Raw genomic sequence first — 11,068 nt, 5'->3', positions numbered from 1 at the left:
CGAGGATTGCCTGTGAACCTGCCGGACCGCCCGACACGCACCTCCGGGCGTCCGCCGACCCTGCGAGAGATCGCGGAACGCGCCGGTGTCCACGTGTCGACGGCGTCCCGCGTGCTCCGGCAGCCCGAACCCGCGGACGGCTGGTCGGAGGCCGCTCTGCGAGTCCGCGAGGTGGCGGTCGAACTCGGCTACCAACCAAATCTGTGGGCGGCCAGCCTGCGGACGCGCAAGACCACCACCCTCGGTGTCGTCATGCCGCGGCTCACCGACGGCGTGGTCGCGACCATGTTCCAGGGCATCGAGGAGACCGCTACGGCCGCAGGATATTCGGTCCTGTTGTCCAGCCCGCCGGACGATCTCGACGCCCAGCGCAAAGCCATCGAGTTCCTCGTCAGCAGGCAGGTGGACGGGCTACTGCTCAGCAGTCTGCACAGCCCCGGACAGGAGTTCGTCGAATCACTGTCGGTGGGTGCTCTGCCGATGCTCCAACTCAACCGGCATGCCGACGTCGGACTGCCGTTCGTGTCCGGTGACGACCACCGGGGCGGATACCTCGCCGGCCGGCACCTCCTCGATCGGGGTTTCACCGACGTCGCCGTCATCGCGGGGCCCGAACACGCCAGCACTTCCCGCGGCCGGGTGGCAGGGTTCCGCGACGCGCTGGCCGAAGACGGGATCACACTGCCCGCGGACCGCCTCGTCCGCTCGGACTTCGACGTGTCGGGTGGCGTCGAAGCCGCCGGCATCCTGCTCGACCGCGACGCGCGTCCCGACGCGATTTTCACCGTCAGCGACACCATCGCCATCGGTGTTCTGGGTGTCGCCCGCGACCTCGGTCTGCGCATACCGGACGACCTCGCACTGGTCGGCTACAACGACATTCCGGTGGTCGCCCAGCTACCGGTGCCGCTGACGACGGTGCGATCGCCGGCCCGTCTCATCGGGGCGACAGGCGTGCGTCACCTGCTGTCACTGATCGCCGGCCACGACGTGGAGTCGGTGCAACTTCCCGTCGAACTCGTCGAGAGGGCGTCGACCAGGCGGTGATCAGAGCGTCGCTCGCAGTTCCCTTTTGAGCAACTTGCCGCTTTGATTGCGGGGCAGTTCGTCGACGAAGACCACCTGCTTCGGCACCTTGAACGGCGTGATGCGCTCCTTGACGTGCGCGATGAGCCCGTCGGGTGTCACTCCGGCCGCGTTCTCCCGCAGCACCACCACCGCGGTGATCGCCTCGATCCATTTGTCGTCCGGCGTCCCGATGACGGCCACCTCGGCCACGTCCGGATGCGTATAGACGGCGTCCTCGACCTCCCGTGAGGCCACGAGAATGCCGCCGGTGTTGATGACGTCCTTGATACGGTCGACCACGGTGATATAGCCGCCCGCGTCGCGCGTGACCAGGTCACCCGAGTGAAACCAGCCGTCGCGGAACGCCTCCGCGGTGGCATCGGGGTTGTCCCAGTACCCCAGGCACAGCTGGGGTGAACGGTAGAGGATCTCACCGGGGGTGCCGTCCGGGACGTCGTTGCCGTCCGGATCCACCACCCGCGTCTCGACGAAGAACACCGCCTTGCCGCACGACGACGGCCGATCCTCGTGCTCCTCCGGTTGCAGCACCGTGGCCAGCGGACCGATCTCGGACTGGCCGAAACAGTTGTAGAAACCGAGGTCAGGGTAGCGTTCACGCAGCCGGTTCAGCACCGTCACCGGCATGATCGACGCGCCGTACTGTGCCTTCTTCAGCGAGGACAGGTCGCGTGTCTCCAGATCCGGATGTCCGGCGAGCGGCACCCACACCGTCGGGGCCAGAAACAGCGATCCGATGCGATCGGCCTCGATTCGCCGCAGAATCTCCGGGATGTCCGGAGCCTGCATGAGATTCACCGAAGCTCCCACCGACAGGTAGGGCAACATGAAGACGTGCATGCCCGCCGAGTGATAGAGCGGCATGCAGATCAACGGATTGTCGCGGTCGTTCAGCGCGAGCGCGATCACGGAAGACACGTACTCGCACACGAGACCACCATGAGTCATCATGGCGCCCTTGGGCTTCGATGTCGTGCCCGACGTGTACAGCAATTGGGCCAGGTCAGTAGAAGCGACCAGCTCCGCGAGGACGGGTACGTCACCGGAACTGCTGTGGGACAGCAGGGAACCCTCGGCGTCGCGCAGGGGTACGACGTGGCGCAGGTCGAGCCCATCGCGGACGGAGTCGAATGTTCCTGCCAGCGCCGGGTCGACCAGTGCCGCACTGCTGCCGGACTGCGACACCAGGTAGGTCAGCTCGTCACCCTTCAGTGCGTAGTTTACGGGTACATGCACCAGACCGGCACGCGCACAGGCGAGGAACCCGATGACGTAGGCATCCGAATTGGTGCCGTACGCGGCGACGCGTTCCCCCGTGCGAAGCCCGAGGGACCGCAGGTACGCGGCGGCCCGGCTCACCGCGTCGTCGAGTTCGCGGTACGTCCACGTGCGCTCCTCGAAGAGCAGAGCCGTGCGGTCGGGGAACTTGGCGGCCGAGCGCCGGAGCACTCCGTCGACGGTATCGGTACGCGGATCCAGACTCATGCCCGAAGGTTATAGGACGTCCAACTATGACGGCAGAGGTTTCACCATGCCGACACCTACTTCCCCTGCCACTGCGGTGCTCGCTTCTCCACGAACGCCTGCATGCCTTCCTGCGCGTCACACGTGACGGCGTTGGCCGCCATCGTGTCGGCCATGGCCTCGTACGCCTGATTCTGCGGCAATTCGATCTGCCGATAGAAGGCCTGCTTGCCGATTTTCACCGTCAGTGGACTGGCCTTCGTGATTTTCCGGGCGAGGGCAGTGGTCTCGTCCGCGAGCTTCGCGGCGGGGACAACGCTGTTGACCAGCCCCCAGTCCGCGGCCGTCGCCGCGTCGATGGTGTCACCGGTGAGGAGCATCTGCAGTGCCCGCTTCCGCCCGATCGCGCGGCTGAGCGCCACCATCGGAGTCGAGCAGAACAGTCCGATCTTCACACCCGGAGTCCCGAACACGGCGTCCGACGACGCCACCACGAGGTCGCACGAGGCGGCCAGCTGACAGCCCGCCGCGACAGCGGCGCCCTGCACCGACGCGATCACCGGCTGCGGGATGTCCTGAACCGTCTGCATCATTTCCACGCAGGTGTCGAAGATGGCCTGCTCGTCCTCGAGGGTGCGACCTATCATCTCCTTCAGGTCGTGTCCCGCGGAGAAAACCGGTCCTTCCGCCCTGATGACGACGACACGGGTGGTGTCGTCGCCGCCCAGTTTCCGAAGCGCCGCGGTGACCTCCCGCATCGCCTCGGACGACAGCGGGTTGCGTTGTTCGGGCCGATTCAGGGTGAGGAACGCGACGCCGGTGTCCGGCTCGACGGTGGTGTCCACGAAGTTCTGGGTCATGCCTACTGCCTACCACCTGTGCGTACTTGTTAACCCTCCCCGGTTAAGAAGTACGCACAGGTGGTGTTGCCGGCAGAATACGACCGCGGACGTCACCGAAGCCGATGCGACTGCCGTTCGGGCCCGGCGCGGTGGCGGAGATGACGATCTCGTCGCCGTCCTCGAGGAAGGTACGGGTCTCGTCGCCGACCTGGACAGGTTCCTTGCCACCCCAGGTGAGTTCGATGAACGCACCGCGCTGATTCTTCTCGGGACCCGAGATGGTGCCCGACGCGAACAGGTCACCGGTACTCGCGACGGCACCGTTGACAGTGGTGTGCGCGAGCATCTGCGCAGGCGACCAGTACATCTGCGCGTACGGCGGCCGCGACACGACGTGCCCGTTCCACTCGACGGTCAGATCGATGTCGAGGCCCCACTTCTCCTCGCCGCGCAGGTACGGTAGCGGCTCGGGATCCTGGGTCGGGGTGTCGATGCGAGCGGCCTCGAGGGCGAGCAGCGGCACCACCCACGGCGAGATGGAGGTCGCGAAGCTCTTGCCGAGAAACGGGCCGAGCGGCACGTACTCCCACGCCTGGATGTCGCGGGCCGACCAGTCGTTGACCACCACGGCGCCGAACACGTGCTGCGCGAACTGATCCGGTGTGATGGTCTCCCCCAGCTTCGTCGGGACGCCGACAAGGAAGCCCATCTCCGCCTCGATATCGAGGCGGAGGGACGGACCGAAGTCGGGGGCGTCCTGAGCCGGGGCCTTGCGTTGCCCACACGGCCGGATGACGTCGGTGCCCGACACCACGACGGTGCTCGACCGACCGTGGTAGCCGACCGGCAGATGCTTCCAGTTGGGCATCAGCGGCTCGGAGTCGGGCCGGAACAGCCGTCCGAGGTTGGTGGCATGGTTTTCGGACGCGTAGAAGTCGACGTAGTCCGCCACATCCACCGGCAGATGCATGGTGACCTCGTCGACCGCGAACACGGCAGCCGCGTCGACGTCTCCCTGCACCAGTTCGGTGATCTGCCGTCGGACCACCACCCACCGGCCCCTGCCCTGCGCCATGAAGGCATTGAGGGTCGGCTGCGCGAAGACGTCGTCGCCGAGTGTGGCGGCGAGATCCACGACGGAATCCCCCACCCGCACTCCGACCCGTGGGGCCGAGTCCGCCGTCGAGAACACGCCGTATGGCAGGTTGTCGATCCCGAAAAGCGAATCGTCGTGGATGTCGAGCGTGGTCATGCGGAGGTTCCCTGTTCTGTGGAGAGGACGGACGACGGAACGAGCTGCAGCCCGACGAGGTCTTCGAGCGGCTCGAGGACGCTGCAGGTTCCGAAGGAACGGAACGCGGAGCGCACGGCGTCGACCACGTCGTCGGAGAGGTCACCGAGCTCCTGCGTGAGAAGTGCGCCGTCGCGTTCGGCGAGTGTCGCGGCGAGTTGGGTGACGGTGGCACCGCCGAGGGCGTGCCGGGTGGCGAGCAGCACATTGAGGAAGCCGTGCTGTTCGAACCCAGTGTCCGGATCCGTGTTTCGCACGGCATGGTGCAGTCCGGCCGTCGCTTTGAAAGGGACCCCGGTCGCAACCACGGTGTGGATGGCGGCGGCGAGTTCACCTTCGTCCGGGTAGGCCTCCGCAACGACACCGCCGGTACGGAACTTGGCCGAGACCGACGTACCCACGAGTGCGGCCAGCACGTCAGGACGCCTCTCGTCGCGTGGAATCTCGACGAACACATCGAGTCCAGCCGTCAAGGTCTCGAGAACCTGCAACGCGGTCATGAAGTCCGCGGCCGACTGCTCCGCCGGAACCGCGATTTCGAGGGAAACCGGCGTGACGCCCTCCACCGCGGCAATGCGCGTGAGTGCGGCCTCCAGAGTGGCCGGGCCGCCCGGCAGAGTAAGACTCACGTCGAGCTCGGCCGGGGTGAGTTCGTTCACCCGAGAGGCCGGAAAGACGAACGGGCCGACCAGGTCTGCGTACGGTGATGTCCGGTGACGTGTGTGCGCGGGGATGGCATCGGGCAAGGGCGCATTGCCGGGGGGAAACAGGGCGGCGTCGTCGCACAGACCAGTGAAGAGCGCGGGAATGCCGGTCACTGCGCCGGCCCCCGTCCCGCCCAGGTCCAGGCGTAGCCCGAGTCCTCGCACGCCAGCGCTCCTTCGCCGAGTTCGAGGGGCCGGAAGGTGTCGACCATGACCGCGAGTTCGTCGAAGAACTCGGCCCCGATGCTGCGTTCGTAGGCACCGGGTTGCGGACCGTGGGCATGCCCGCCGGGATGGACGGAGATGGAACCCTGTCCGATGCCGGAACCCTTGCGGGCCTCGTAGTCGCCGCCGCAGTAGAACATGACTTCGTCGGAGTCCACGTTGGAGTGGTAATACGGCACCGGAATCGACAACGGGTGGTAGTCGACCTTGCGGGGCACGAAGTTACAGATGACGAAGTTGTTGCCCTCGAACGCCTGATGCGCCGGCGGCGGCTGGTGCACGCGCCCGGTGATGGGCTCGTAGTCGGAGATGTTGAAGGTATACGGGTAGAGGCAACCGTCCCACCCGATCACGTCGAACGGATGGTTCGCGTACACCATCCGGGTGCCGACGATGCCGTGCGAGGTGCGGTGCTTGACGAGCACCTCGACGTCGGTGCCCTCGGCCTGCAACGTCTCCCCCGGACCATGGAGGTCGCGTTCACAATATGGTGCGTGCTCGAGTAGCTGCCCGAACCGAGACAGGTACCGCTTCGGCGGGACAATGTGACTGTTGGCCTCGATTGCGTAGGCGCGCAACGGGTCCGGACCGGTCGGAATCCACCGATGGGTGGTCGACATCGGGATCAGGACATAGTCGCCCTGCTTCGCCTCGAGCGCACCGAAAACGGTTTCCAGTGTGGCCGCGCCGGATTCGACGTATACCATCTCGTCGCCGAGAGCGTTGCGGTAGAGCGGCGATTCCTTGCCGGCGACGACATACGAGATGCGCACGTCACCGTTGCCGAGGATTAACCGACGTCCGGTTACGACGTCGGTTCCTGCCCAAACCGACTCCGGGAAGAGGTCGTGAAGCTTCAGATGCCTCGGCGAGAGCGGATGGTTGGGCGTCGTGGTCTGATCCGGCAGCTCCCACACCGTGGCGTCGACGATCGCCGAGGGAATGTGCCGGTGATACAGCAACGACGAATCGGAGGAGAAACCCTCCTCGCCCATCAATTCCTCGAAGTAGAGCTGACCGTCCTCGTCACGGTGCTGCGTGTGCCGCTTCGGCGGGATGTTGCCCGCCTGCCGATAGAACGCCATGATCGGCCTCCTCGATGTGTCGTCGCTTAGTAAACACATTAACTAGTTTGAGGGCGTGATGGCAAGCACAGGCCGATAACGACGCCAGAAGGATCTAGTTGCGTCCGCGAACGTCGAACTGGCTACGGTTGGTGATCAACTTGTCGAGCAGCATGACGAGAATGCGCTGCTCAGGTTCGGTGAGCACGCTTGCCCACGCATGTTCGCGCTCGTTCTGCTCACGATAAATCTCCCCGATCTCCCGGCGACCGCGCTCGGTGAGCGACAGCTGCACCGATCGGCCGTCCCGCTCATCGGGTGTTCGTTCCATCAGACCGGCGCCGACCAGGGACTTCGTGAGATTGGAGACCGCAGCCCGACTCATGCCGGTGAGCTCGGCCGCACTCTTCGCATCGATCGGCCCGGCCAGCCAGGTGACGAACATCAGCCGGAACGACGACCACGACAGCCCTCGCGGACGGTGGATCGACGACTCGAGGTCGTAGGTCACCACATTGGACGCTCGGTTCAGCGTGAGCAAAACCTGCGTCGCCAGTTGGTGCGTCGAACCGTAATCGGTGCTCAAACGCCGATTGGCCAGCTCGATGAACGACCAGAAGTCGAGGCGCTCGGGCACCTCGACAGGCACCGGCGCAGCGTCATCGGTCATGAGGGAACCCTATCGCGACCGGGTGGCGGGCCGACTGCCTGCCACCGTCGCATTTAGTATATCTATTAACCAACTGCGCCCGTGAGTACTTATTAACAATCAGTAGTTAAGAAGTACTCACAGGCGGCGGAGCCGCAGCGCTCAGCGCTGGTAACCCCTACGCATGTCGTCGACGATGAGCGGCCTGTCAAGCGTGGAGGGCTCGAGTTCGCGCGGGGGTCGGTCGCGGGAGAAGACCGCGGACGCCGCGAGAGTGGGACCGTCGAGGAAGCGCAGTTCGGGCGCGTCCGGCGGGAGGCGTAGCGACGGCGCCTCGGACTCCGGGGAGGCGAGGACGAACCCCCAGTCGCCGAAGCTGGGCACCAGTACGTGGTACGGCGTGACACTCAGGCCCGCCGACGCGACCGTGGACGTGGTCCGCCAGAACGCGTCCGGTGTCGAATAGGGGCTTCCCGCTTGCACGACCATCAGGCCGCCGGGTTCGAGCGCACGGGTCGCGAGCCCGTAGAACTCGGTGGAGTACAGGCGTCCGAGTGCCGGGGTGTCGGGATCCGGAAGATCGACGATGACGGCGTCGAAGCCGGTGACGGGTGGATCCCGCAGCCACCGGAAGGCGTCGTCGATCACCACGTGCACGCGGGGATCCTGCAGTGCACCCTTGTTGAGGTCGGCGAGGCGGGTGGTGGCGAGTTCGATCACGGCGGGGTCGAGTTCTACTTGCACGATCTCTCGCACGCCGTTCATCCGTAATACCTCCCGGGCGGCGAGACCGTCACCCCCGCCGAGGATCAGCACCCTCTCCGGGTTGCGGGCCATCGCCGGGTAGACGAGGGATTCGGTGTAGCGGTGCTCGTCAGCGCTCGAGAATTGGAGGTCGCCGTCGAGGAACAGACGCACGTCGCCGCCGCGTTCGGTGATGACGATTTCCTGGTACTGCGACCGTTCGGCAGCCACCACCGGGTCGGTGTACAGCCGTTGCCGTGATGTGGTTTCGATATTGTCGGCGCGCACCAGCAACACGGCGATACTTGCGGCCGCCACGAGCAGCGCGACCACCGCGAGCAGTCGGGTGCGCACGCTCAGCTGCCACCTCAACAGGATCAGCGCCACGACCGCAGCCGCCACGAGATTGATGATCCCGGTGATGGCGGCGCCGCGGATCATGCCGGCGATCGGAAGTAGGACGAACGGCCACAGCAATCCCCCGACGAGTGCGCCCGCGTAGTCGGCGGCGTTCAGGTCGGCCAGCACCTTGCCCGTCGTTTCGGCGTCGTTGTCGCTCCGCCCCGACTGCAGCAGAGTCATCAGCAGGGGTACTTCGGCGCCCACCAGGACACCGATGAGCGCTGTGGCGAGGACGAGAACCACTGCGCTGGAACCGAAGAACGTGAACGTCACATACAGCGTGACTGCGCTGAATCCTCCGGCGAGGCCCAGCACGATCTCTACGGCGACGAACGACACGGCGGCGTGAGTGAGCAGAGGTTTGGCCGCGAGAGCGCCCACACCCAGGGCCGCCACGAATCCGGCAACGATCAGGGAGGTCTGGGTGATGCCGCCGCCGGTGAGGCTGATCGAGAGGGTGAGCAATGCCAGTTCGTAAATCAAACCGCAGGCGGCGCAGGCAGCGACCGCAGCGAGCAGGAGGACGCGGGAACGTCCGTCGAGCGCCCGCTTCGCCTCGGACTGTGCCGCCACCGCAGTCATCGGTTCAGGTGAGCGCGGCGGCGTTGACGAGCCCGATGGCGAAGAGCGACGTTCCGACCGCCCACGCGGCACCACACATCTTCGGGTTGCCGACCAGTTCGACGAGCTGCCCCGGCAGTAGGCGGTTCATGAGACGCAGCGCGATCACCTGCAGGAGCACCCCGAACAGACCGTAGACCGCGGAATCGGCGAGCCCCTGGGCGAACCCGTCGTCGCTCGTGAGGATGGCCGCGACGACGATGACGGTGAGAGCAAGGTGGTTGGACGCGAGCAGGATGGCCGCATTCGGGTTCTTGTCGATGTACACCTGGTGCCGGAGGTTGCCGGGCGTGGCTAGGTCGAGAACCAGGAAGCCGACCCCGAGGACGGCGATCCCGACCACGAAGTACGCCAGGGTTCCGAGCATGCCGACTACGAGGAGCCCGGCGTCGACGGTGCCGATTTCGGTGGCTGCGGCCGTATAGGTGATGTTCACGCACTACTCCCGAGTTGTAGGTCGATGGTCATTTGGCATCGCCGGATCCGCCACTGCCGCCCGCGCCACCGGCCGGTGAGCCGGGGTTGAATCCCGGCCCCAGGTAGGCGAATCCACCGCTTCGGTACCGGCCGTCGATGTCTTCGACGCGGATGAGGCTGCCGCCGCCCGGGGCCCCGCTGACGGTGACGATGTCGTCGTCGTAGCGCAGGTACTCGCTGCCACCGTCGGCTTTGCGGGCGGCCGGCGCTTCTTCGCTGACAATTTTCGACACCGTGGTTCCGATGGGATCCTTGGACGTGTACGTCCTGGCGTCGCCGGAGGTGTTCTGGAGCGCGTACGTGTCTCCGATGAAGTCGCGGATGTTGCCGCCGCAGGCGGTGAGCACCAGCATCACGAGTAGGAGCGGGGCGATCAGCGCCCGCCTGGCGTTGCGTGTCATGGCTGCCACCTGCTTCGCGTCTCCACGATTACCCCGTCCTTCTCGCCCGGATACAGGTGCCAGGTCTGCCAGGCCCACCCGCCCGAGTGCCCGGACTGTGCGGTCAGGGCCGTCAACGCGGTGGGGTCGCCGGGGAACGATCCGCAGATCCACCCGTCCGCCTCGGTGGCCTGACGGCGCAACCAGTCGGCGGTCTCTTCGAGGTGGACGCGGTCGACCGTCCGGGTGTCGGACGTGAAGTGGTATCCACTCGCCCTCTCGGACACGGGCAGCGGCTGCCCGCCGGCCCGCACCGCATCACACGACACCTGCTCGGTGATGTGGTGCCCGCCGAGGGAGGCTCTGACCGCGTGTGACGCACCGAGCACACCGAGGACGACGGAGTCGTTTCCGTTCACGACGGTGAGTTGTGCCAGCGGAACCGGGATTTCGGCGTTCACGACGAGACCGAGTGCGCGGGCCGTCACATCCCGTGACTCGACGTCCAGGATGTGCAACGTCATTGCGGTGGACCCGAATGGATGACGGTGAGTTCACTGCGGGTGACGGCGCGGCCCGTGGATACCTCCCACGACTGCGTCCGGGCCCAGCGCTCGAACGACAGCAGTCCGGTCTTGTCGGCGGTCTCGTAGTCCGCGTAGTCGACGATGCCGCTGGGCGCCGTCCCGGTAGTGCCTTCCGCGGTGAACGAGGCAGTACCGCGCTCGATCTGCCGGTGCACCCGGTCGTCGAGGATGACGTCACCGTTCGGCTCGAGTCCGGTGCCTTCACGCCGCATCCACAGCGTCATCTCGAGGTTGCCCTCATCGTTCTCGACGGTCAGCCACCGTTGCCCGGTCGAGCCGTCGAGCAGGTGTTCGTGCCAGATGTATCCCTCTTCGTCGAGGGTGATCGTGCCGCGCACCACGTGGTCGATGCCGGCGTACGTGATGATGTCGCCGACACCGATCTTGTACGGGTCGTATACCTCGGGGTAGTCGGCGAGCGGATCGACGCGGGCTGGGGGCGCAGACTTCTTGCCTGTCCGGCTCCGCAGAATCAGCACGACGCCGACGATCACGACAACGATCAGCAGCAACAACAGCAGCTTGGTCAACG

12 protein-coding genes are annotated in these 11,068 nt (G+C 66.0%); 1 reads left to right on the top strand and 11 read right to left on the bottom strand.

Annotated features, from left to right (window positions below):
- Positions 1 to 12: 12 nt before the first annotated feature.
- Positions 13 to 1,047 (top strand): LacI family DNA-binding transcriptional regulator, encoded by a 1,035-nt coding sequence (locus ACH49N_RS14530; RefSeq protein WP_159923726.1) that lies wholly within the window; start codon positions 13 to 15, stop codon positions 1,045 to 1,047.
- Here the strand turns inward: ACH49N_RS14530 and ACH49N_RS14525 are convergent, their stop codons facing one another.
- From ACH49N_RS14525 to ACH49N_RS14475, 11 genes are all read right to left on the bottom strand, one after another.
- Positions 1,048 to 2,571: an acyl-CoA synthetase gene (locus ACH49N_RS14525; protein ID WP_358273218.1), complete on the bottom strand. Its 1,524-nt coding sequence runs from the start codon at positions 2,569 to 2,571 to the stop codon at positions 1,048 to 1,050.
- A gap of 56 nt (positions 2,572 to 2,627) precedes the next feature.
- On the bottom strand, positions 2,628 to 3,410 hold the full coding sequence (locus tag ACH49N_RS14520) for an enoyl-CoA hydratase (RefSeq protein ID WP_358273220.1): 783 nt from the start codon (positions 3,408 to 3,410) through the stop codon (positions 2,628 to 2,630).
- Between the two features lie 43 nt (positions 3,411 to 3,453).
- Positions 3,454 to 4,644, bottom strand: coding sequence for a fumarylacetoacetase (fahA, locus tag ACH49N_RS14515; RefSeq protein WP_358273221.1), 1,191 nt, complete (start codon positions 4,642 to 4,644; stop codon positions 3,454 to 3,456).
- Positions 4,641 to 5,531, bottom strand: a complete 891-nt coding sequence (locus ACH49N_RS14510; RefSeq protein ID WP_358273277.1) for a hypothetical protein — start codon at positions 5,529 to 5,531, stop codon at positions 4,641 to 4,643. Before ACH49N_RS14510 ends, fahA begins: the two co-directional genes overlap by 4 nt.
- A complete protein-coding gene (locus ACH49N_RS14505; protein ID WP_358273223.1) occupies positions 5,498 to 6,697 on the bottom strand; it encodes a homogentisate 1,2-dioxygenase domain-containing protein in 1,200 nt (399 codons plus the stop codon). The genes ACH49N_RS14510 and ACH49N_RS14505 overlap by 34 nt, the downstream gene beginning before the upstream one ends.
- 94 nt (positions 6,698 to 6,791) lie before the next feature.
- A complete protein-coding gene (locus ACH49N_RS14500; RefSeq protein WP_358273225.1) occupies positions 6,792 to 7,346 on the bottom strand; it encodes a MarR family transcriptional regulator in 555 nt (184 codons plus the stop codon).
- A gap of 141 nt (positions 7,347 to 7,487) precedes the next feature.
- Positions 7,488 to 9,053 carry a polyamine aminopropyltransferase gene (locus ACH49N_RS14495; RefSeq protein WP_358273227.1) on the bottom strand — a complete coding sequence of 522 codons (1,566 nt, stop codon included), beginning with the start codon at positions 9,051 to 9,053 and terminating at the stop codon, positions 7,488 to 7,490.
- A 4-nt stretch (positions 9,054 to 9,057) separates the two neighbouring features.
- Complete coding sequence (locus ACH49N_RS14490) at positions 9,058 to 9,528, bottom strand: DUF350 domain-containing protein (RefSeq protein WP_159923712.1); 471 nt, start codon at positions 9,526 to 9,528, stop codon at positions 9,058 to 9,060.
- Between the two features lie 28 nt (positions 9,529 to 9,556).
- Complete coding sequence (locus tag ACH49N_RS14485; RefSeq protein ID WP_201453403.1) at positions 9,557 to 9,970, bottom strand: DUF4247 domain-containing protein; 414 nt, start codon at positions 9,968 to 9,970, stop codon at positions 9,557 to 9,559.
- The gene (locus tag ACH49N_RS14480; protein WP_250777007.1) at positions 9,967 to 10,473 is read right to left on the bottom strand and encodes a DUF2617 family protein; all 507 of its coding nucleotides are present in this window, start codon (positions 10,471 to 10,473) and stop codon (positions 9,967 to 9,969) included. The genes ACH49N_RS14485 and ACH49N_RS14480 overlap by 4 nt, the downstream gene beginning before the upstream one ends.
- Positions 10,470 to 11,066, bottom strand: a complete 597-nt coding sequence (locus ACH49N_RS14475; protein ID WP_250777008.1) for a DUF4178 domain-containing protein — start codon at positions 11,064 to 11,066, stop codon at positions 10,470 to 10,472. The genes ACH49N_RS14480 and ACH49N_RS14475 overlap by 4 nt, the downstream gene beginning before the upstream one ends.
- Between the last annotated feature and the right edge of the window lie 2 nt (positions 11,067 to 11,068).

Origin of the sequence: Rhodococcus sp. NPDC019647 (genome assembly GCF_044389235.1) — a bacterium.
GTDB classification, from domain to species: Bacteria; Actinomycetota; Actinomycetes; order Mycobacteriales; family Mycobacteriaceae; genus Rhodococcus_F; species Rhodococcus_F oxybenzonivorans.
Note: the sequence above shows the minus strand (reverse complement) of the source record. Positions and strands in the feature narration are given on the sequence as shown.

Bases quoted from the DNA above. Each gene is read 5' to 3' on its own strand.
- ACH49N_RS14495 (WP_358273227.1), bottom strand. From the start codon at position 9,053: ATGACTGCGGTGGCGGCACAGTCCGAGGCGAAGCGGGCGCTCGACGGA.
- ACH49N_RS14525 (WP_358273218.1), bottom strand. From the start codon at position 2,571: ATGAGTCTGGATCCGCGTACCGATACCGTCGACGGAGTGCTCCGGCGC.
- ACH49N_RS14520 (WP_358273220.1), bottom strand. From the start codon at position 3,410: ATGACCCAGAACTTCGTGGACACCACCGTCGAGCCGGACACCGGCGTC.
- ACH49N_RS14505 (WP_358273223.1), bottom strand. From the start codon at position 6,697: ATGGCGTTCTATCGGCAGGCGGGCAACATCCCGCCGAAGCGGCACACG.
- fahA (WP_358273221.1), bottom strand. From the start codon at position 4,644: ATGACCACGCTCGACATCCACGACGATTCGCTTTTCGGGATCGACAAC.
- ACH49N_RS14500 (WP_358273225.1), bottom strand. From the start codon at position 7,346: ATGACCGATGACGCTGCGCCGGTGCCTGTCGAGGTGCCCGAGCGCCTC.
- ACH49N_RS14485 (WP_201453403.1), bottom strand. From the start codon at position 9,970: ATGACACGCAACGCCAGGCGGGCGCTGATCGCCCCGCTCCTACTCGTG.
- ACH49N_RS14480 (WP_250777007.1), bottom strand. From the start codon at position 10,473: ATGACGTTGCACATCCTGGACGTCGAGTCACGGGATGTGACGGCCCGC.